The sequence below is a fragment of the Streptococcus sp. 27098_8_51 genome (genome assembly GCF_041432205.1).
Classification (GTDB): Bacteria; Bacillota; Bacilli; order Lactobacillales; family Streptococcaceae; genus Streptococcus.
In genome coordinates this window covers 383276-404261 of the sequence record NZ_JAPVZE010000001.1, presented here as the reverse complement: position 1 = coordinate 404261, position 20986 = coordinate 383276, and the positions used below count along the sequence as shown (strand labels likewise).

The window sequence follows — 20986 nt, the reverse complement described above, 5'->3', positions numbered from 1 at the left end:
AAATTTCAAATAATTTGAAGAATCAAGTTTGTGAAAAAAATATCAATATTTTCCAAAAAGGGGTTGTAATTTTCTGAAAATTTGATAAAATAAGTTTTAATCATTTTCAGGAGGAAGAGAATTTGACAAATTATCAGAATTTAGTGAATGGAAAATGGAAATCATCGGAAAATGAAATTGCCATCTATTCTCCCATCAATCAAGAAAAACTGGGGACAGTACCCGCTATGAGTCAGGCTGAAGTAGATGAGGCTATGGAAGCAGCGCGTACAGCTCTCCCAGCATGGCGTGATTTAGCACCAGTTGAGCGTGCAGCTTATTTGCATAAGACAGCAGACATTTTGGAACGTGATAACGAAAAAATTGGTACGATTCTTGCCAAAGAGGTTGCAAAAGGGATTAAAGCAGCCATTGGAGAAGTAGTACGTACAGCAGAATTGATTCGTTTTGCTGCTGAGGAAGGTCTCCGTATCACTGGACAAGCAATGGAAGGTGGCGGTTTTGAAGCTGCAAGTAAAAATAAACTAGCTGTTGTCCGTCGTGAGCCAGTTGGGGTCGTCCTAGCTATTGCACCATTTAACTATCCAGTCAACCTTTCTGGATCTAAGATTGCTCCAGCTTTGATTGCAGGAAATGTCGTTATGTTTAAACCACCAACACAAGGATCTATTTCTGGTCTTTTGTTGGCTAAAGCATTTGACGAAGCAGGAATCCCAGCAGGTGTCTTTAACACCATCACTGGACGTGGTTCTGAAATCGGAGACTACATCATCGAACACAAGGAAGTGAACTTCATTAACTTTACAGGTTCAACACCGATTGGGGAGCGTATTGGTCGTTTAGCTGGTATGCGCCCAATTATGCTTGAACTTGGTGGAAAAGATGCAGCAATTGTCTTAGAAGATGCAGATTTAGAAAATGCAGCTAAGCAAATCGTAGGTGGAGCTTTTAGCTACTCTGGTCAGCGTTGTACTGCCATCAAACGTGTTTTGGTTGTGGAAAACGTAGCAGACAGATTGGCAGAATTGCTCCAAGCTGAAGTTGCTAAGCTAACAGTAGGCAATCCATTTGACAATGCAGATATCACGCCAGTTATTGATAATGCTTCAGCTGATTTCATCTGGGGATTGATTGAAGACGCTCAAGAAAAAGGAGCCAAAGCACTCAGTCCAATCAAACGTGAGAATAATCTCATTTGGCCAGGACTTTTTGATTATGTCACAAGAGATATGAAATTAGCCTGGGAAGAACCATTTGGACCTGTTCTCCCAATTATTCGAGTTTCAGATGCTAATGAAGCGGTAGAAATTGCTAATGAATCTGAGTTTGGTCTTCAATCCTCTGTCTTTACAAATGACTTTAAGAAGGCATTTGAAATCGCTGAAAAACTTGAAGTTGGTACCGTTCATATTAATAATAAAACACAACGTGGACCAGATAATTTCCCATTCCTTGGTGTAAAAGGTTCTGGTGCGGGAGTGCAAGGAATTAAATATAGTATCGAAGCGATGACAAATGTCAAATCCATTGTTTTTGATGTGAGATAATTTATAAAATCAGGAAAATAACTTCCTGATTTTATTTTTTTCAAAATAATACAGTAAAAAATTGATGAAAAACGAATATTCTGGTATTATAATAAAAAAATATATGGAAATTGTTTCGTGTTCTATTTTCTGGATATCTTTTTTAAAATGCTAGGTAATTTTTTGAAGACTTTCATAAAAAAATATGATTTCCTTCGTAAATTACTTGAAAGTTATCTTAAAAGAGTGTATAATAGAATTATAGAAAACGCTTACAAAAGAAAGGGGATTGAATGAATAATCAAGAAGCATTAAGAACCTTTACTACAGGTGAGAACTTTCACCTCCAGCATTATTTAGGAGCGCATAGAGAGGAGAAAAACGGAGAAATAGGCTATACCTTTAGGGTTTGGGCCCCGAATGCACAAGCAGTTCATCTAGTTGGTGATTTTACCGATTGGGTTGAGAATCAGATTCCCATGGTTCGTAATGAAGCAGGTGTTTGGGAAGTCTTTACGAGTCAAGCTCAGGATGGTCAGATTTATAAATATCATATCACGCGTGGAAATGGTCACCAGATTATGAAGATCGATCCATTGGCAGTTTATTTTGAAGCTAGACCGGGTACAGGAGCTGTTTTGACCAATATCCGTGAAAAGAAATGGAAAGATGGCCTTTGGTTAGCACGTCGCAAACGTCTGGGATTTTTCGAGAGACCAGTTAATATATATGAAGCCCATGCAGGATCTTGGAAGAGAAATCCAGATGGTAGTCCCTATACTTTTTCGCAACTGAAAGACGAGTTGATTCCATACTTAGTTGAGATGAACTATACACATATTGAGTTCATGCCTTTAATGGCTCACCCACTTGGATTGAGCTGGGGCTATCAACTTATGGGTTACTTTGCTTTTGAACATTCCTATGGTACACCTGACGAGTTTCAAGATTTCGTTGAAGAGTGTCATATAAATAATATCGGTGTTATCGTCGACTGGGTTCCAGGTCATTTCACTATTAATGATGATGCCTTGGCATATTATGACGGTACACCAACTTTTGAATACCAAGATCACAACAAGGCTCATAACTATGGTTGGGGTGCTCTGAATTTTGACCTCGGGAAAAATGAGGTCCAATCTTTCCTGATTTCAAGTATTAAATTTTGGATTGATTTTTACCACTTAGATGGTATTCGGGTCGATGCAGTGAGCAATATGCTGTATCTAGATTATGATAATGCTCCTTGGACTCCAAATAAGGACGGCGGAAATCTTAACTACGAGGGTTATTATTTCCTTCAACGGTTGAACACAGTGATTAAGTTAGCTCATCCAGATATCATGATGATTGCAGAAGAAAGTTCATCAGCAACAAAGATTACTGGCATGAAAGAAATGGGCGGCCTTGGGTTTGACTATAAATGGAATATGGGCTGGATGAACGACATTCTCCGTTTCTACGAGGAAGATCCGATTTATCGCAAGTATGACTTTAATCTTGTGACTTTCAGCTTTATGTATGTTTTCAATGAAAACTATCTCCTGCCTTTCTCACATGATGAAGTAGTTCATGGTAAGAAGAGTATGATGCATAAGATGTGGGGAGATCGCTACAATCAGTTCGCTGGTCTGCGCAACCTCTACACCTATCAAATTTGTCATCCAGGTAAGAAACTCTTGTTCATGGGTAGTGAGTACGGACAATTCCTCGAGTGGAAGTCCGAGGAGCAGTTGGAGTGGTCTAATCTAGAAGATCCGATGAATGCCAAGATGAAGCATTTTACTTCACAACTGAATCAATTCTATAAAGAGCATCGTTGTCTGTGGGAAATTGATACTAGTTATGATGGTATCGAGATTATCGATGCTGATAATAGAGATCAGAGTGTCCTTTCCTTTATTCGTAAGGGCAAGAAGGACGAAATGTTAGTCTGTGTCTTTAACATGGCACCAGTTGAACGTAAGGACTTTACGATTGGTTTACCTGTTGCAGGTATTTACGAAGAAGTTTGGAATACAGAATTAGAAGAATGGGGAGGTGTGTGGAAAGAGCACAATCAAACAGTTCAGACTCAAGAAGGCTTATGGAAAGATTATGAGCAGACTTTGACCTTTACCTTGCCTGCCATGGGAGCAAGCATCTGGAAGATCAAGCGTCGTTTGAAACAAGCTAAGAAAAAAGAATAATGGGCTGTTGATGATATTTTTTAGTTTTTAAAAACGGATGTACTTGTATTGGACTTGAAACACAAGAGAAATGGATTTCCTATTATTTTTATAAAAAGTTTGACTTCCGACCTTCTTTCGATTTTAACGTTCACATGTCTTTATAAAGGAGTAGAAAATGAAGAATGAAATGCTAGCTTTGATCCTTGCGGGTGGGCAAGGAACACGTCTCGGAAAACTCACTCAAAGCATTGCCAAACCGGCAGTGCAATTCGGTGGGCGCTACCGTATCATTGACTTTGCTCTTTCCAACTGTGCAAACTCTGGAATCCATAATGTTGGTGTGATTACGCAGTACCAACCTCTTGCTTTGAACAACCATATTGGAAATGGTTCGAGCTGGGGATTGGATGGTATCAATTCAGGTGTCTCTATTTTACAACCTTATTCAGCCAGCGAAGGAAACCGTTGGTTTGAAGGGACTAGTCACGCTATCTACCAAAACATTGACTACATCGACAGTGTTAATCCTGAGTATGTTTTGATTCTTTCTGGTGACCACATCTACAAGATGGACTACGATGATATGCTTCAGTCCCATAAGGATAATAATGCCAGTTTGACAGTAGCTGTCCTAGACGTACCTCTCAAAGAAGCTAGCCGTTTCGGTATCATGAATACAGATGCCAATAACCGTATCGTTGAATTCGAAGAAAAACCTGCGCAACCTAAGTCTACAAAGGCTTCTATGGGAATTTATATTTTCGACTGGAAACGGCTTCGCAATATGCTTGTTGCTGCTGAAAAGAGCAATGTGGATATGTCAGACTTTGGTAAGAACGTTATCCCTAACTATCTCGAGTCTGGTGAAAGTGTCTATGCCTATGAATTTAATGGGTACTGGAAAGACGTTGGTACGATTGAGTCACTTTGGGAAGCCAATATGGAGTACATTTCACCAGAAAATGCCTTGGATAGTCGCAATCGTCAGTGGAAAATTTACTCTAGAAACTTGATTTCACCACCAAACTACTTTGGTGCGCATGCACACGTTGAAGATTCATTGGTCGTGGATGGCTGTTTTGTAGATGGAACTGTAAAACGTTCGATTCTTTCAACAGAAGCACAAGTACGTGAAGGCGCTGAGGTCGTTGATTCTGTCATCATGAGCGGAGCTATTATTGGCCATGGAGCAAAGATTACTCGTGCTATTATTGGTGAGGGTGCCATCATTGCAGACGGCGTAGAGATTGACGGAACGGATGAAGTACAAGTAGTAGGATACAATGAAGTAGTGGGGGTAGCAACAGATGAAGATTGATAAATATTCAGCCATTTTAGGAAACACAGTTGGTTTTCATGATATGTCAACGTTAACAGAACACCGTCCGGTGGCTAGCTTGCCTTTCGGTGGGAAATACCGTTTGATTGACTTCCCCCTTTCCAGTCTTGCAAATGCAGGTGTTCGTAGTATCTTTGGTATTTTCCAACAAGATAATATCAGCTCAGTTTTCGACCATATCCGTTCAGGTCGTGAGTGGGGCTTGTCAACCCTTCTAAGTCACTACTATCTAGGAATTTACAATACTCGTGTTGAAAGCAGTACAGTTGGAAAAGAGTATTACCAACAGCTTCTCACCTACTTGAGACGTTCGGGTTCAAACCAAACCGTTTCGATTAACTGCGATGTGCTGGTGAATATTGACTTGAATCAAGTCTTCCACCTACACAATACAACAAATGGTCCGATCACAGTTGTATATAAGAAACTTCCAAAGAAAGACATTTCAGATGTGAATGCTATCTTGGAAATCGATGAAACTGACCATGTTCGTTCGCACAAACTCTTTGATAACAAATCTACGGATGAACTCTTCAACATGTCTACAGATATCTTTGTTGTGGATACTCCTTGGTTGATTGAACGACTTGAAGAAGAAGCTCAGAAAGAATATCCTGAAAAGTTACGCTATGTTCTTCGTGATTTAGCTGCAAAAGAAGGAGCTTTTGCTTACGAATACACAGGTTACTTAGCGAACATTCATTCTGTTCAGTCCTATTATCAAGCAAACATCGATATGCTTGAATCTAAAAAGTTCTACTCACTTTTCTCACCAAATCAAAAGATTTATACCAAAGTTAAGAATGAAGAACCAACCTACTATGCGAATACTTCAAAAGTAAGTACTTCTCAATTTGCTTCTGGTAGTATCATTGAGGGTGAGGTAGTTCAGTCAGTCCTATCTCGTAACATTTATGTTCACAAGGATAGTGTGGTGAAGGACAGCATTTTATTCCCTCGTGTTGTGATTGGTCAAGGTGCCCGAGTTGAATATGCTATCTTGGACAAGGGCGTTGAAGTTGCGGACGGTGTTGTCATTCGAGGAACGGCAGAACATCCAGTTGTAGTTAAGAAGGGTGAAACAGTAACAGAGGACATTTATTCATGAAAATTTTATTTGTAGCGGCAGAAGGAGCACCCTTTTCAAAAACAGGTGGTTTGGGCGATGTCATTGGCGCACTTCCCAAATCACTTGTAAAAGCGGGGCACGAAGTTGCAGTTTTCTTGCCTTATTATGATATGGTAGAAGCTAAGTTCGGTGACCAGATAGAGGATGTTCTCCACTTTGAAGTTAGTGTGGGATGGCGTAGACAGTACTGTGGTATTAAAAAAACGGTCTTGAATGGGGTTACCTTCTACTTCATTGATAATCAGTATTATTTCTTCCGTTGTCATGTCTACGGTGATTTTGACGATGGTGAACGCTTTGCTTTTTTCCAACTGGCTGCTCTTGAAGCCATGGAACGCATCGGCTTTATCCCTGACCTTCTCCATGTTCATGATTACCACACAGCCATGATTCCCTTCTTGTTAAAAGAAAAGTACCATTGGATTCAGGCATATCAAGGAATCAGAACCGTTTTAACTATTCATAATTTGGAATTCCAAGGTCAATTTTCTGAAGGAATGCTGTGGGATTTGTTCGGTGTTGGCTTTGAACGCTATGCTGATGGCACCCTTCGCTGGAATGATTGTCTCAACTGGATGAAAGCTGGTATTCTCTATGCAGATCGTGTCTCAACCGTTTCTCCTAGCTATGCGCATGAGATTATGACCAGTCAGTTCGGTTGCGGTTTGGACCAGATTCTTCGCATGGAGTCAGGTAAGATTTCAGGGATTGTCAATGGTATTGATGCAGATCTTTATAATCCTCAAACAGACCCACTTTTAGACTATCATTTTGATAAGGAAGATTTATCTGGAAAAGCACAAAACAAAGCAAAATTGCAAGAGAGAGTGGGGTTGCCAGTGCGAGCAGATGTTCCTCTAGTTGGGATTGTCTCTCGATTGACGCGCCAAAAAGGTTTTGATGTCGTTGTAGAAAGCTTGCATCGTTTCTTACAGGAGGACGTTCAAATAGTCCTTTTAGGAACAGGTGACCCGGCTTTTGAACATTCCTTCTCTTGGTTTGCACAAGTCTATCCAGACAAGTTATCAGCAAATATCACTTTTGATGTCAAACTTGCTCAAGAAATCTACGCAGCTTGTGATCTCTTCCTCATGCCGAGTCGTTTTGAACCATGTGGTTTGTCTCAAATGATGGCGATGCGTTATGGAACTCTACCATTGGTTCATGAAGTTGGTGGCTTGCGTGATACGGTTCAATCCTTCAATCCGATAGAAGGAACTGGAACTGGATTTAGCTTTGATAATTTAACACCTTACTGGCTTAACTGGAGTTTCCAAACAGCCTTGGATGTTTATAAGAACCAGCCAGACGTTTGGAGAAATCTACAAAAACAAGCTATGGAATGTGATTTCTCATGGGATACAGCCTGCAAATCTTACCTGGACTTGTACCATAGTTTAGTCAACTAATAGATAAAATCGTATGATTCTTTCATACGATTTTTGGGCTGTTTAGAAAGGAAAGCTTATGTCTCAAGTAAAAGGCTTGTGTGTCATGGACGTTGACGGCACCCTGATAGCAGAAGAGGTGATTGATCTTTTAGGAAAAGAAGCAGGTTGTGAAGAAGAAATATCGCAGGTTACAAGCCAGGCAATGCGAGGTGAATTGGACTTTGAAACAAGTTTACGAGCGAGGGTAGCTTTGTTAAAAAGCCTTCCGGTTTCGGTCTTTGATACTGTCATCAAATCCATTCATCTGTCCAAGAATACCCAAGAATTTATCTCCATACTTCAAAAGAAGGGCATCCTAGTCGGTCTAGTGTCTGGTGGATTTGCACCAATAGTTGAGAGATTAGCAGAATCCCTTGGTATCTCCTATTTCTCTGCCAACCAGTTAGAAGTCAAAGACGGTTTTTTAACAGGAAAATTAGTTGGTGAAATTGTGACAGGTCAAGTAAAACAAGATACTCTTGAGAAATGGAAAAAAGAACTGAAACTTCCCAAAGAAAGAACGATTGCCATTGGTGATGGGGCTAACGACCTCTTGATGTTAAAGTCAGCAGGACGTGGTATTGCATTTTGTGCCAAAGAAGTCGTAAAATCCGAGATAGCTTGTCATGTAGATACGAGGGATTTTTTGGAAGTTCTACCTTTGATTGATTTCTTAGAATGAGAGGGAACTATGAAAATTGTAATTGCACCCGATTCTTTTAAAGAAAGTTTGACGGCAGAAGAGGTCGCTCAAGCTATAAAAAGGGGTTTTGAACAGTCAATAGCAGATGTAGAATGTCTGCTTTGCCCTGTAGGTGATGGTGGGGAAGGAACTGTAGATGCTATTCGCCATTCTCTTGAACTCGAAGAAAAATGGCAAGAGGTGACGGGGCCTTTTGGGCTAAAAGAATCAATGCGCTACTTTCAAAAAGATCAAATAGCGCTCTTCGAAGTTGCTGACTTGGTTGGTCTTGGAAAGATTCCGCAGGAGAAACGAAACCCTCTCCACATCCAAACTCGCGGTATCGGAGAATTGATTCGCCATCTCATTGATCAAGGAATGAAAGATATCTATGTCGGCGTTGGCGGTACGGCTAGTAATGACGGTGGGATAGGCATTGCTGCTGGTCTGGGTTATTGTTTTTATGATAAGAATGGAAAGGAATTACCAGCTTGCGGTCAGACTTTGCTTGAGTTCGAGTCAGTTTCAGACAGTGAGTTGTATAGGATTCCTGAAGATGTGAAAATTAGCATTATAGCAGATGTCGTGAGTCCTTTATGTGGTCATCAAGGAGCGACCTATACATTTGGAAAACAAAAGGGCTTGGATCCCAGTTTATTTGAAACTGTAGATTTTGCCATACAGGAGTTTTATGAAAAATTCTCGCCTTCAACCCTATCTCTGAAGGGAGCAGGAGCTGGTGGTGGGATTGCTGCTGGGCTATATGCTTTTACTGAGGCCTGTATCGTATCTGGGATTGATACTTGCCTGGATTTGATAGACTTTGACAAGAAAGTTGCAGGTGCCGACTTGGTTATCGTTGGAGAAGGCAGACTGGACAGTCAAAGCTTTGCTGGAAAAGCTCCTATCGGCGTAGCAAAAAGAACCCCTAACAGAGTTCCAGTTATTGCTATTTGTGGTAGTCTTGCTGACGATTTGCCTCCCCTACCATTCGAAAATATACAAGCAGCCTTTTCCATTTTAGAGAAAAGTGAACCTTTAGAAGAGAGTCTGAAAAATGCAAGTCTCTATTTGGGGCACACAGCTACTAATATTGGTCGTTTGTTAAATTTGAGAAAGGATTAACCAAACCATTTTTTCCAGATAGATTTTTTAGGAGCCTCTGCCTTTTTCTCTTCCCAGAGGTCTGAGAAAGCAAGTCTGAGGTCCTTCTCGTCCACTTGAACAGGTTTATTCGTGTGAATGACAAGGCCATAAGGAGAGGTGATATGATCATCTGAAACAATAGTCGCCTGACAGTTACTTTCCTTTGCTTGTTTTAAGTAAAAGACCTGTTTGTCAAACTCGATATTTGGTGAGATTTTCACAAAAAGTTCCTCTACCTTTTCTTGAAAACCCTCTAAAATAGAGAAAAATCCATGTTCTAATTCAGAACTATTGGCAGTGCTGATATCCGCGTAGCCAAGAACTCTTTCCTCGAAAGTGCCGAGATAGCGACGTTGTTCGTCAGGGTTTAATTTGGGCCCACCATGAGCTTTTTCTAGTAGTTGTTTTGATAAATCTGTCATAAAAACAGTATATCACAAAAATCGCAAGAAAACAGACAAAAGAAAGCGATTACTTTATAAAGTTAAGGAAAATTTGCACAAAGATAACGTTTTTTCTTGAAAAACGCTTATTTTTAAGGTATCATAGAGGTGTAAAAAATTTAACTCAAAGGAGAGTAAAAAATGTCAATTATTACTGATGTTTACGCTCGCGAAGTCCTAGACTCACGCGGTAACCCAACACTTGAAGTAGAAGTTTATACTGAATCAGGTGCTTTCGGACGTGGTATGGTTCCATCAGGAGCTTCTACTGGTGAACACGAAGCAGTTGAACTTCGCGACGGTGACAAATCTCGTTACGGTGGTCTTGGTACACAAAAAGCTGTTGACAACGTAAACAACATCATTGCTGAAGCAATCATCGGCTACGATGTACGTGACCAACAAGCTATCGACCGTGCTATGATCGCACTTGACGGTACTCCTAACAAAGGTAAATTGGGTGCAAACGCAATTCTTGGTGTGTCTATCGCTGTAGCTCGTGCTGCTGCTGACTACCTTGAAATCCCACTTTACAGCTACCTTGGTGGATTCAACACTAAAGTTCTTCCAACTCCAATGATGAACATCATCAACGGTGGTTCTCACTCTGACGCTCCAATCGCTTTCCAAGAATTCATGATCGTACCTGCTGGTGCACCATCATTCAAAGAAGCTCTTCGTTGGGGTGCTGAAATCTTCCACGCTCTTAAGAAAATCCTTAAATCTCGTGGTCTTGAAACAGCCGTAGGTGACGAAGGTGGATTCGCTCCTCGTTTTGAAGGAACTGAAGATGGTGTTGAAACTATCCTTGCTGCAATCGAAGCTGCTGGATATGTTCCTGGTAAAGACGTATTTATCGGATTTGACTGTGCTTCATCAGAATTCTACGATAAAGAACGTAAAGTTTACGACTACACTAAATTCGAAGGTGAAGGCGCTGCTGTACGTACTGCTGCAGAACAAATCGACTACCTTGAAGAATTGGTAAACAAATACCCAATCATCACTATCGAAGATGGTATGGACGAAAACGACTGGGACGGTTGGAAAGCTCTTACTGAACGTCTTGGTGGTAAAGTTCAATTGGTTGGTGACGACTTCTTCGTAACAAACACTTCTTACCTTGAAAAAGGTATTGCAGAAGGTGCTGCTAACTCAATCCTTATCAAAGTTAACCAAATCGGTACTCTTACTGAAACATTCGACGCTATCGAAATGGCGAAAGAAGCTGGTTACACTGCAGTTGTATCACACCGTTCAGGTGAAACTGAAGATTCAACAATTGCTGACATCGCAGTTGCAACAAACGCAGGACAAATCAAGACTGGTTCACTTTCACGTACAGACCGTATCGCTAAATACAACCAATTGCTTCGCATCGAAGACCAACTTGGTGAAGTAGCAGAATACCGTGGATTGAAATCATTCTACAACCTTAAAAAATAACCTCTTTATTCGATTAGAGGCTGTAAAGCTATAAAAAAGCACTTTGGGGCTCTTCCCCTTAGTGCTTTTTTGACTGGAGCTTGTCAACGTATATTTTTTGTTGTCAGTCGCCGGCCTATGACAAGCTGAATAAATGGTTTGAAATATACTCAGATTTGTATTTTAGTATTATTCCTTTACCGAATATGTGAGTATATCGTGAATTGGTAGATATCTAGTTAATTGTATGATAAAATATATAAAACTTCAAAAAAGGAGATAAACTTGAAGATTAAGCAAAAATGGGAACGTAGATCATTTGGAACGGATTTTATAGCTAAAGGTTTATTTTGGATAATTCTTTTTGTGGTTATTCTTTTTAGCTTTAACTATCTAATCTCTGGAAATTTTTATGCCTCTGAATTTTGGGATATGGTCGGAGGGGTGCTCGCTTTAACTGCTGCATTCATAGCATTAATTGTTTTTTCTAGACGAGCACTGATAGAGGGGTATTATATTAGTTCGTTAGATCTTGCAATGGCAATATTTTATGACGAAATTGAACATGATCCTGATTTTTCAAAACGTTATCATGAAATAAATGAAAAATATTCTGATAATGTTAGTGAACTAGTAAAAGCATTAGAGCCGTTACAAGAACATTATTGTTATCTTTGCTTTAAACAGTATATCGAAGAAATGAATTGGTTTGAAAAATTTGTGATTTGTCTATATAGTGCATTTACAGTTGGAAAATTTTCTATTAACTTGGAGTTATCTAGAGCTAGGAGAAGAAACTGGTTTGAAGATAGGATTAATGATTATTTTTAATAGACAACTTGAAAAAATAAAATAGTTCAGTGAACTATTTTATCCCGAACCTTGAAATTCAAAAGTTCGGCCGTTGATTTAACAACGTTTTTAGCCCCTCGGATTTTATCCGAAGGGCTTTTTTCTGTTCAGGGGGCAAAAAGGGGGCAGTGTTTATGGTATAATAGACAAAAACACTTGTATTAGGAAGAAATTATGTCTAAAGAGATTGATATTGAGTATTACCACCAACTAGCACTGCAAAAGCAGAAGGAGCACCGCAAAGTGTTAGCTAATCTAAAGAAAAAACCTCCTAAAAACTTAGATAAGATTGCGCAGCAGATTCACCAAGAAGTCTTTGCTGAGATTGATTGTACTGCCTGTGCTAACTGTTGCAAGACTTTGGGGCCCGACTTTAAAGAAGCAGATATCACCCGTATCGCTAAGTACTTTAAGATGAAATTACCGGCTTTTGAAGCGGAATTCCTTCAGGTGGATGAAGATGGGGATAAAGTTTTCAAATCCATGCCTTGCCCCTTTCTAGGAGGAGACAATCTCTGCTCCATCTATGATGTTCGTCCCAAGGCCTGTCGTGAATTCCCCCATACAGATCGGAAAAAGATCCATCAAATCAACCATTTGACGATTAAGAATACCTTGACCTGCCCAGCAGCCTATCTCTTTGTTGAGAAATTAAAAGATAAGTTATAGATTTTACACCTTTAAATCTTGTACAAAAATTCTGGGGCGGAAGTATCTTATATCTGTTAGACTATAGTTAGAATTGAACACGGCCTAAAAGCTGTGTGAAAAAGATGAAATTTTCTCGGAGCAGGAGCCCCTCCGTCAATTTTCCAATTTTCACTTTGCTTTTAACGGTCTTAGTATCTTTTGTGAGGTGAAAAAGAATATGATGCATCAATTCAATCGAACCATGGAATATCTGGAAAGTAAGCTGGACGCAGAAGTGGATTTGCAGAAATTCCAGCAGCTATCAGGCTATTCTTATGCTCTCTTTAGCAGGCTTTTTTCCATCCTAGCAGATATGACTTTAGCAGAATACTTGCGCAATCGCAGGCTATCAGAAGCTGTGACAGACTTGCGGGAAGGCTCTGAGAAAGTCATTGACATAGCAATGAAATACGGCTATGAGTCTGCGGATGCCTTCAGCGCAGCCTTTAAGAAATTCCATGGTGCAACCCCCTCAGAAGTTCGAAATGGAAAACCTTATCGGATCTTTCCTAGACTTCAATTATCCTTAAAGATTACAGGAGGAAAGAACATGGATATCAAGATTCAAAAGAAACCTGCATTTACCGTGGCAGGCGTCCTATTGGAAGCTATTGACAATAGTCAGTGCCCGTCTGCTTGGGAGGATCTCTATAACAATCACAGCTTGGAAAGCCTAGAGAATCTAGGCAGTGGCCAATCCTTCGGCATCTGTTCGGATGTCAAAGAAGGTGAAATCATCGACTATATGGCTGCTTACGATGTGACGGATAAAGTAAAAGCAGAAGAATTGGGTTTGTCAATCAAAGACATCTCTGAAGCTGAATATGCTATCGTACCAGTCAAGGGGGCTATACCAGCTAGCATCCACCATGCTTGGAAATACGTCTTAGAAGTCTTTTTCCCGGAAACTGGTTATCGCCATTCAGGAGCCCCAGACTTTGAAGTTTATTTCAAAGGAGATATGTCGTCCCCTGACTATCAAATGGAACTCTGGATACCAGTGATTAAGAACTAGAACATTTTCTGATAATTTATAAAGATGCAAATCGAACTCTGTAGAACATAGCTTTTACAGAGTTTTTCTTTCTTTGATTGAACGAATTTATGAGAAAAACAATAAATTTGATTTTACTTAAATTTAAGTATAAGGAATTTTTAAGCATTTACTTGTATACTTTTCCAATCATCGAAGAAAGAGGTGTAAATATGAACTATCTAGTTATTCCAGCTTACGAACCTGACTACAATCTCATCAAATTGATTGAAAAGATTTACAACAGGAGCGATTTTTACATCATTGTCATTGATGATGGAAGTTCGGCAAAATGCCAAGACATTTTTGCTCGAGCAGCGGATTTTGCGACAGTCCTTCGCCACCAGGTCAATCAAGGAAAAGGACAAGCTCTGAAAACAGCCTTTGAGTACATTCAGTCTCTCAATAAGCCAGGGACTGTGGTTACAGCAGATGCAGACGGCCAGCATAGGATCTGGGACATCTTTCGTAGCTTGACCAAATCAAATGAAAATCCTAATACACTTGTCCTTGGTGTCCGTGCCTTTACTGGCAAGGTTCCCTTGCGTAGTCGTTTTGGAAACAGCTTGACTCGTATCTTGTTTAAACTGCAAACGGGTGTCGCTGTATCCGATACACAGACAGGATTACGTGCCTTTTCAACGGATATGATCCCCTTTATGCTTAAGATAGAAGGACAACGGTATGAATATGAGATGAACATGCTCCTCGAAGCAAGTCAAGTCTACCCAATCTTAGAAGTTCCGATTGAAACAGTCTATATCAACGACAATGAGGCTTCTCACTTCCGGCCTATTCGAGATGGATTGATGATTTATAAAAATATTTTAAAGTTTGCGCTCTCGTCTTTTAGTAGTTTTATCGTAGATTATGTGGTCTACGCTCTCTCTATTCTATGCTTGAGCTTTATTCCGACAGGTTTGCGTGTTCTCCTCTCAAATGGTTTGGCACGTGTGACTAGCTCCATCTTTAACTTTTCTACCAACAAAAAATTGGTCTTCAAGAACAAGGCGAGCAGTTTTAAAACAGGATCAGGCTATTTTGGACTAGCTGTTGGCCTCTTTATCTTGGACACCATCCTGATTCGCCTCTTTAATTCGGGTCTTGGAGTCAATTTGCTGATTGCGAAGATTCTTGTCGGAATCATGCTCTTTATTCTCTCTTGGACAGTTCAAACTCGCTTTATTTTCAAAGAAAGGACTTGTAGCCCATTATGAAAGTTTTAAAGAAACCCTATCTATACGCCTCGGTCTTGGGCTTGCTCCTGACAAGCTCCTTTACCTATTCGATGTTGAAGACCTTTGTACTCGCTGAAACGATTTCCACTGTATCTAATACCGGCTCAACCTCTAACACCGCAGCAGCAAGTCAGGCAGCAAAAAATGCTCAAGTGACGGATACTAGCTATTCAGATGGAAATATCAGTGTCACCCTCACTGAAAAGACTGTGAATGAAACGCAAGTCTATGTGGCAGATATAACCCTCAGTTCATCGGATTATCTAAAAACAGCTCTAGCTCAAAACTCCTATGGAACCAACGTCACAGCTAAAACCTCTGTAACGGCTGCTGAAAACAATGCTATTCTAGCTGTCAACGGTGACTACTATGGAGCCAATAGTTCTGGTTATGTTATCCGTAATGAAGTTGTCTATCGGGACAGTGTCCGTGAAGACGCTAGTAACGGTGACCTTGCCATTTACAAGGACGGCTCCTTTAAAATCATCTACGAGGACCAAGTTTCAGCCGATCAGTTGGTTCAGGACGGTGTCGTCAATCTACTGGCATTTGGTCCGTCTCTAGTTGAGAATGGAGAAATATCTGTTGATACCAATACAGAAGTCGGTCAAGCCATGTCATCGAATCCTCGTACAGCTATCGGGATTATCGATGAAAATCACTACATCATCATCGTTTCGGATGGTCGAACCTCTGAAAGCAAGGGCTTGTCTCTTTACCAGATGGCAGAAGTGATGAAATCTTACGGAGTGAAGACAGCCTATAACCTTGATGGTGGTGGATCCTCAACTCTCTACTTTAACGGTCAGGTAATCAATAAACCGACTACAGGTGGAAGCAAGATATCAGAAAGGGCGGTGAGTGATATTGTCTACATCGGTTACTAAAATCAAAAACAAACGCCTCAAAAAGACACTCGTTAGCTATAGTCTTCTCACTATTTTCTTCTTTGCATTTAGCCGTATCTACGAGTCCCTTAGTTTTGGGGAGACGTCGCTTCATATGCACTATCTCTTTGCAGTTCCTCTACTAGGAGGCATCGTTCTGGCATTGTTGTTGAAAATCATGCCAAACCTAGGACGAATCAGCCTAAACTTGTGGAACTCGGCAGTTGCAGTCCTAACAACTGGAATGCTCTTTCGAGGAATTGTCAATCTATCAGGTCGTTCAACGACCCTAGATCAACCTTACTGGTATGTCGGCCTAGCCTTTGGTATTTTGGCTATCGCCTCGCTTTTCTTTCATAAGAAAAACAGTTAAAAATTAGCTTAAAAATTAAAAACTGGTTGTTGAGAGAAACAGCCAGTTTTCTTATTGAAGTTCATGACTATAGATCACAAATACCCATATTTTTTGTTTGGATTTTATGGGGCATGCGAATAGTTTTCTCGGTATAATAGTCCCATAGAAGATAAGGAGGCATGAATATGCAGATGTATTTTGGAGATGTGTCACTTTGCTATAGCTATTCATTGGCAATGGCACTGGCTAGCTATGGCTATGACTTTAAAGCAGACTTTCTAGAGGCAATCATGGTAATGGGAAATGGCGCTAGTATCGTAAAGGAAGATGACCAGCACCCTCTAGTATTCTTTGATAACGGAATGCCAGATCTTTCCATCTCCCATTCCTTAAAAATACTTGGGTTTGACTATGAGGATTTCTATCTAAAAGATGGAACTGAAGTAGATTTGGAAGAGATTAAAGGAAAGTTAGAAACCTTTCTGTCCAATGGACCTGTCGTACTGGGACCTCTTGATATGGGCCATCTGACCTACAATCCTAATCACACAATCCTTTATGGTGTGGATCACTTCGTAACCGTGTATGGCATTGATCATCAGCACCTCTATTTGCATGATCCAGCTGGTTTTGCCTGCATGAAGGTTGCTTTTAATGACATATTAGAAGCCTGGAAGGCAGAGACTATTGACTATAAGCGTGGAGCTTACTCCATGTGGGGAAATTTTAAGAAGGTCAAGAGTCCTAGTCAGACTGAAATCTATCAGGAAACAGCAAAGATAATAAAGACCCGATATCTGAATGGTCAAAGCGGTGTTTTGGAATTCTATGCAAAAGCAGTTGCTGAAAACGGCTTAAATACCGAGCAAAAACAATTGCATCAGTATTTCAGCTTTAAACTTGCAGCTGTTCGAAATCTCTATCTCAGTAAATTCTTAAAGGTGTATGATCCAGAAGGGGCAAGATTAAAAGAGGAATTGGCATCTCTATTTGGCCAAGCTCATCTTTCATGTTTAAAAGAAGATTACCAAGAACTATCCCGCTTGCTCTGTCAGATAGCAGAAGTAGATGGTCTCTTTAAAGATTTATATATAAAGTAGTGACTATAAGCATAAAAAATAGTTCGTAAAAGCGGTTTTTCGTAAAATGAAGAACTGCTTTTTGATTATGGTATAATAAAGTAAGAAAATAGCTTATTCTACTTAAAAATGAAGGGAGAACTCCTATGCCTAGACCAAAAACAAAAGAGGAGCTAGTGTTAGCCTCTAAGGAAAACTATGAAAAGCTCAATCACTTTATATCTAAATTAAGTGAAGAGGAACTACAGACTCCTTTTGATTTTTCAAAAGACCAAAAGAAAAAAGAAGCTCACTGGAAAAGAGATAAAAATTTACGGGACGTTCTGATCCATCTCTATGAATGGCATCAGTTACTTTTGAGCTGGGTTTATTCTAATCAAAAGGGACATGAACGATCTTTTCTTCCTGAGCCTTATAATTGGAAAACTTATGGAGAAATGAATGTCGCTATTTGGAAGAAGCACCAGAAAACATCTTTAGAAGAAGCGACTAAACTACTAGAGCAATCGCATGAAGAGGTTTTAGAGTTGATGGAAGGCTTCAGCAATGACCAACTCTTTACCAAAGGTTTCTATAAGTGGACGGGAGGGACAAGTCTAGGTTCCTACTTTGTCAGTAGTACCTCCAGTCACTATGACTGGGCTCTGAAAAAACTCAAAGCTCATCAGAAAAATTGTAAGAAACGTTAATTGAAGTGCTCATGAAGTTTAGAAAAGGTTTTTCTAAGTTTCGAATAGCTTGGTGCTCGTAATTTTAGAGCTATTCTAGCTTTAGAATCCTTCTAAAATTAAAATTTAGGGTTATCATAGACTTAGAATAGGTCTAAAACATTTATTTTAATGTAATTCTAAACTTAGAATTACATTGATATTAAAGGGATTGAACTGTTCGATGCTTAGAATAGCTTGATTCTGAGAAATGTTAACTAGAAAATGATTCGAATAGCTTTTTTCTGATATAGGATGATAGATAGATGGGGGAAATGATGAGCATACAAAAAGAGAAAGTTAAAAAAGAGTTGGTGTCCCTCTGTTTGGGAGAGTTCACAGCCGTCCTATCTATTTGGTTTTGTTTTTTTCTTTTGAAAAATAGGCTTGGTGATGTGAATAGTCTAGTAACCATTCTCTATCCTCTGTCTTTACTGACATTTATTTTGCTTCAAGGTTCAATCTATTGGGCGATTTTGATTAGAAGACTCTCGAAACCTCAGTTCGGAAGCGCTAGTGTCCCCAAACTATATAGTGGTTTCAGAATACTAGACCTTGTTTTACTTATTTCAGGCTTTCCTTTTATTGTCTGGAACACGCAAAGTGTCCAAGTGGCTGTCTTAGCCACGTTGATAGAGTTTTTTGCCCTTATCGAATGGCTTAATTACTACATTGTACGCCTATCTTATAGTTTGAACCCGCTTGTTTTATGGAAAAGAATTGCCAAGGGAAAACTTGAAAAAAGCAGAATAGCTAAGGAGTTGGGGTAGGGGAGTGTACTATTGGAGAGTTTAAGTTATTCAAACAATGTTACCTTGAAATTTTCATTTATACTATAATGTTCTTAATGAATATTCAGGAAGAAAACTAAATGTCCTGCAAATTTTGATTCTTTGAAACTTATTGCTTCCAAAGGATTTTATAGAGTATTGAAAATGAAGTTACTAATTGTGCGGAAAAATTAAGTTTGATGTTATCGCTATACAAAATTTTACTTCGTTCAAACTTGTATTGATTTTTATTGTCAGTGTTTTCGTGATATAATATTATCAGAATAAATTATTGGAGAATCTGAATGAGAAACGATATTCAACCGGCTTTACAAACAATAAAATCTTATTTTGAAAAATCAGAATTTTATATTCCTACCTATCAGAGACCCTATGCTTGGCAAGTACCACAATGTGAACAACTCATTGAAGATATTAATCTTCATATGGAAAATTTCGATGATAGTTCCCAAGACAATTATTTCTTTGGAGCTGTTCTCATTGCTCAAGAATCTGGAGAAGAGCATGAAGTTACCTTGATTGATGGCCAGCAAAGAACAACGACATTTATGCTGCTTCTTAAGGCAATCTTATTGAAGATTGATAAGGAGCTTGAACTTCAACCGACTCTAGATACTGATGCACGCAGATTAGTGAAACGTCTTAATGGTCTTAAAGAGCAGATTGTAACAATGCTTTTCAATGTCTCAGATGACGAAAAAGATGATTTCGTTGATGGACTGTATTATCCTAGTGAGGATAGGATAAAGTATCTAAATCATTCAATCTCAGAAAAATATGCTAGTGAGATGACTACTATCTTGTTAGGTAGAGATTTCACTTCGATTAAAGAGAGAGTTTATCAAATTTATCGTCGTCAGAAAGATAATCGTTATACAAATTTTTATAAAAACTTTAGATATTTTTATAATATGTGTGATGATTTGAATATTTTTAAACTCATCAATTTTGCAAATCATTTTATTGATAACTGCCAAGTGATTACAATTACAAGTTATAATACCGATCAAGCAATAAATATTTTCAATTCTTTAAATGGGACTGGTGTCCCATTGACCCCAATTGAAGTAATCGTATCTAAGACAACAGCAAATGCATCAGATAGGAAAAACTTTGAAAAAAATTGGCAAGAGATTGTACAACGTACCGATTCATCGAGATTAGACTTAAATGCGTTAATTACTCATTATATTTTTGTAAAACTTTCAGAACAAAACAGTGCTGATCGAAGAAATCCTGGTATAAGAGCCTTTTTCTCAAAAAATAAGCATCTATTGAATGAAGATGTTCTGTTTACTTCTAATCTAAATACAATCATAAACAATTTTGAACGAGTATCTGATACTATCAATGGTCAATTGATAAACAAATTAAACGGTAATTTAAGACCTTTTGTTAGTAGTTATCTATTTTTCAGAGAAGACAACACATATCTGGAATATTTACTTAGACTTGGAGTTTTGATTGAATTATCTGAACTCTCGTATAGCCATAAACTTTTTAAAGGCTTCCTAGAAGAAATAAATTTGTTGTACAGTCAAGTCGATTCAATTTCAATCGACGAACTTATTTCAAAAATAAGAAACCATATTCATGACAATTTTATTTATGATGATGTTAAACAAACTTTGACTGAAAGTGGCGTTTCAAATTCGATTCTTTATGTAAATGAATTCTTATTTGCATTGGAAAAAGGTATTAGCTTTAATTTAGATGGGAATATTGATATTGAGCATATTATGCCCAAAAGTGGTTTGAATCGAGAAAATATTATGTCAGATGCTGGATTAGAAAGTCAGGAAGAATTCAGAGATTATGCTGAAAGAATTGGTAATAAGATACTATTAGAAGCTGATATTAATCGAAGTATACAAGATTCTTGGTTTAGGAGTAAGAGAAAAAATACAATCACAAGCGGCCATGGCTATATAGGCAGTAAATTTCCAATAGCTAAATCTCTTGTTAATTATCTAAATGACACTTGGACAAAAACTGACATTGAAGCGGCAACAGAAAAAGCTGCTACACGAATTGCTGATTTTATTTTTGAATAAACTAGAAAG

Annotated in this window: 19 protein-coding genes; 18 read left to right on the top strand and 1 reads right to left on the bottom strand. The window is 38.9% G+C overall.

Features of this window, described 5'->3' with window-relative positions:
- Positions 1–122: 122 nt before the first annotated feature.
- The 7 genes from O3622_RS01985 (at position 123) to O3622_RS01955 (ending at position 9402) form a co-directional block, all read left to right on the top strand.
- Positions 123–1547: an NADP-dependent glyceraldehyde-3-phosphate dehydrogenase gene (locus O3622_RS01985; RefSeq protein ID WP_247929711.1), complete on the top strand. Its 1425-nt coding sequence runs from the start codon at positions 123–125 to the stop codon at positions 1545–1547.
- Between the two features lie 272 nt (positions 1548–1819).
- On the top strand, positions 1820–3715 hold the full coding sequence (glgB, locus tag O3622_RS01980) for a 1,4-alpha-glucan branching protein GlgB (RefSeq protein ID WP_049479326.1): 1896 nt from the start codon (positions 1820–1822) through the stop codon (positions 3713–3715).
- 157 nt (positions 3716–3872) lie between these two features.
- Positions 3873–5015: a glucose-1-phosphate adenylyltransferase gene (locus tag O3622_RS01975; protein ID WP_000787250.1), complete on the top strand. Its 1143-nt coding sequence runs from the start codon at positions 3873–3875 to the stop codon at positions 5013–5015.
- Positions 5005–6144: a glucose-1-phosphate adenylyltransferase subunit GlgD gene (gene glgD, locus O3622_RS01970; RefSeq protein ID WP_371606943.1), complete on the top strand. Its 1140-nt coding sequence runs from the start codon at positions 5005–5007 to the stop codon at positions 6142–6144. The genes O3622_RS01975 and glgD overlap by 11 nt, the downstream gene beginning before the upstream one ends.
- A complete protein-coding gene (gene glgA / locus O3622_RS01965) occupies positions 6141–7574 on the top strand; it encodes a glycogen synthase GlgA (protein ID WP_371606942.1) in 1434 nt (477 codons plus the stop codon). Before glgD ends, glgA begins: the two co-directional genes overlap by 4 nt.
- Before the next feature lie 58 nt (positions 7575–7632).
- Positions 7633–8277: a phosphoserine phosphatase SerB gene (serB, locus tag O3622_RS01960; RefSeq protein WP_049479323.1), complete on the top strand. Its 645-nt coding sequence runs from the start codon at positions 7633–7635 to the stop codon at positions 8275–8277.
- Positions 8278–8286: 9 nt separating this feature from the next.
- Positions 8287–9402 carry a glycerate kinase gene (locus tag O3622_RS01955; RefSeq protein ID WP_049479322.1) on the top strand — a complete coding sequence of 372 codons (1116 nt, stop codon included), beginning with the start codon at positions 8287–8289 and terminating at the stop codon, positions 9400–9402.
- Here O3622_RS01955 and O3622_RS01950 read toward each other — a convergent pair.
- Positions 9399–9845, bottom strand: coding sequence for a DUF1694 domain-containing protein (locus O3622_RS01950; RefSeq protein ID WP_049479321.1), 447 nt, complete (start codon positions 9843–9845; stop codon positions 9399–9401). The genes O3622_RS01955 and O3622_RS01950 overlap by 4 nt on opposite strands.
- Positions 9846–10007: 162 nt before the next feature.
- Between O3622_RS01950 and eno the strand changes: the two genes are divergently transcribed.
- The 11 genes from eno to O3622_RS01895 all read left to right on the top strand — a co-directional run bounded on the left by eno (position 10008) and on the right by O3622_RS01895 (position 20977).
- Positions 10008–11312, top strand: coding sequence for a surface-displayed alpha-enolase (gene eno / locus O3622_RS01945; protein ID WP_000022821.1), 1305 nt, complete (start codon positions 10008–10010; stop codon positions 11310–11312).
- Positions 11313–11576: 264 nt separating this feature from the next.
- Positions 11577–12122 carry a hypothetical protein gene (locus tag O3622_RS01940; RefSeq protein ID WP_049479320.1) on the top strand — a complete coding sequence of 182 codons (546 nt, stop codon included), beginning with the start codon at positions 11577–11579 and terminating at the stop codon, positions 12120–12122.
- A 195-nt stretch (positions 12123–12317) separates the two neighbouring features.
- Positions 12318–12812: a YkgJ family cysteine cluster protein gene (locus O3622_RS01935; RefSeq protein ID WP_000031476.1), complete on the top strand. Its 495-nt coding sequence runs from the start codon at positions 12318–12320 to the stop codon at positions 12810–12812.
- 199 nt (positions 12813–13011) lie between these two features.
- Positions 13012–13848: an AraC family transcriptional regulator gene (locus O3622_RS01930; protein WP_049479319.1), complete on the top strand. Its 837-nt coding sequence runs from the start codon at positions 13012–13014 to the stop codon at positions 13846–13848.
- Positions 13849–14039: 191 nt separating this feature from the next.
- Entirely contained in the window at positions 14040–15083 is a 1044-nt protein-coding gene (locus tag O3622_RS01925; RefSeq protein ID WP_049479318.1) for a bifunctional glycosyltransferase family 2/GtrA family protein, read from the top strand.
- Positions 15080–15991 (top strand): phosphodiester glycosidase family protein, encoded by a 912-nt coding sequence (locus tag O3622_RS01920; protein WP_049518735.1) that lies wholly within the window; start codon positions 15080–15082, stop codon positions 15989–15991. Before O3622_RS01925 ends, O3622_RS01920 begins: the two co-directional genes overlap by 4 nt.
- Positions 15966–16364: a hypothetical protein gene (locus O3622_RS01915; protein ID WP_002893287.1), complete on the top strand. Its 399-nt coding sequence runs from the start codon at positions 15966–15968 to the stop codon at positions 16362–16364. Before O3622_RS01920 ends, O3622_RS01915 begins: the two co-directional genes overlap by 26 nt.
- A gap of 167 nt (positions 16365–16531) precedes the next feature.
- Positions 16532–17446 (top strand): peptidase, encoded by a 915-nt coding sequence (locus O3622_RS01910; protein ID WP_371606941.1) that lies wholly within the window; start codon positions 16532–16534, stop codon positions 17444–17446.
- A gap of 125 nt (positions 17447–17571) precedes the next feature.
- The gene (locus O3622_RS01905) at positions 17572–18114 is read left to right on the top strand and encodes a ClbS/DfsB family four-helix bundle protein (RefSeq protein ID WP_049500675.1); all 543 of its coding nucleotides are present in this window, start codon (positions 17572–17574) and stop codon (positions 18112–18114) included.
- 284 nt (positions 18115–18398) lie between these two features.
- Positions 18399–18902 carry a hypothetical protein gene (locus O3622_RS01900; protein WP_049478785.1) on the top strand — a complete coding sequence of 168 codons (504 nt, stop codon included), beginning with the start codon at positions 18399–18401 and terminating at the stop codon, positions 18900–18902.
- A gap of 305 nt (positions 18903–19207) precedes the next feature.
- Positions 19208–20977 carry a DUF262 domain-containing protein gene (locus tag O3622_RS01895; protein ID WP_049478786.1) on the top strand — a complete coding sequence of 590 codons (1770 nt, stop codon included), beginning with the start codon at positions 19208–19210 and terminating at the stop codon, positions 20975–20977.
- The last annotated feature ends 9 nt before the right edge of the window (positions 20978–20986 follow it).

What these genes read in the sequence shown, in the direction of transcription:
- eno (WP_000022821.1), top strand. Translation starts at nt 10,008, where the DNA reads ATGTCAATTATTACTGATGTTTACGCTCGCGAAGTCCTAGACTCACGC.
- O3622_RS01910 (WP_371606941.1), top strand. Translation starts at nt 16,532, where the DNA reads ATGCAGATGTATTTTGGAGATGTGTCACTTTGCTATAGCTATTCATTG.
- glgB (WP_049479326.1), top strand. Translation starts at nt 1,820, where the DNA reads ATGAATAATCAAGAAGCATTAAGAACCTTTACTACAGGTGAGAACTTT.
- O3622_RS01950 (WP_049479321.1), bottom strand. Translation starts at nt 9,845, where the DNA reads ATGACAGATTTATCAAAACAACTACTAGAAAAAGCTCATGGTGGGCCC.
- O3622_RS01895 (WP_049478786.1), top strand. Translation starts at nt 19,208, where the DNA reads ATGAGAAACGATATTCAACCGGCTTTACAAACAATAAAATCTTATTTT.
- O3622_RS01935 (WP_000031476.1), top strand. Translation starts at nt 12,318, where the DNA reads ATGTCTAAAGAGATTGATATTGAGTATTACCACCAACTAGCACTGCAA.
- O3622_RS01975 (WP_000787250.1), top strand. Translation starts at nt 3,873, where the DNA reads ATGAAGAATGAAATGCTAGCTTTGATCCTTGCGGGTGGGCAAGGAACA.
- O3622_RS01905 (WP_049500675.1), top strand. Translation starts at nt 17,572, where the DNA reads ATGCCTAGACCAAAAACAAAAGAGGAGCTAGTGTTAGCCTCTAAGGAA.
- O3622_RS01900 (WP_049478785.1), top strand. Translation starts at nt 18,399, where the DNA reads ATGGGGGAAATGATGAGCATACAAAAAGAGAAAGTTAAAAAAGAGTTG.
- serB (WP_049479323.1), top strand. Translation starts at nt 7,633, where the DNA reads ATGTCTCAAGTAAAAGGCTTGTGTGTCATGGACGTTGACGGCACCCTG.
- O3622_RS01920 (WP_049518735.1), top strand. Translation starts at nt 15,080, where the DNA reads ATGAAAGTTTTAAAGAAACCCTATCTATACGCCTCGGTCTTGGGCTTG.
- O3622_RS01925 (WP_049479318.1), top strand. Translation starts at nt 14,040, where the DNA reads ATGAACTATCTAGTTATTCCAGCTTACGAACCTGACTACAATCTCATC.
- O3622_RS01955 (WP_049479322.1), top strand. Translation starts at nt 8,287, where the DNA reads ATGAAAATTGTAATTGCACCCGATTCTTTTAAAGAAAGTTTGACGGCA.
- O3622_RS01930 (WP_049479319.1), top strand. Translation starts at nt 13,012, where the DNA reads ATGATGCATCAATTCAATCGAACCATGGAATATCTGGAAAGTAAGCTG.
- glgD (WP_371606943.1), top strand. Translation starts at nt 5,005, where the DNA reads ATGAAGATTGATAAATATTCAGCCATTTTAGGAAACACAGTTGGTTTT.
- glgA (WP_371606942.1), top strand. Translation starts at nt 6,141, where the DNA reads ATGAAAATTTTATTTGTAGCGGCAGAAGGAGCACCCTTTTCAAAAACA.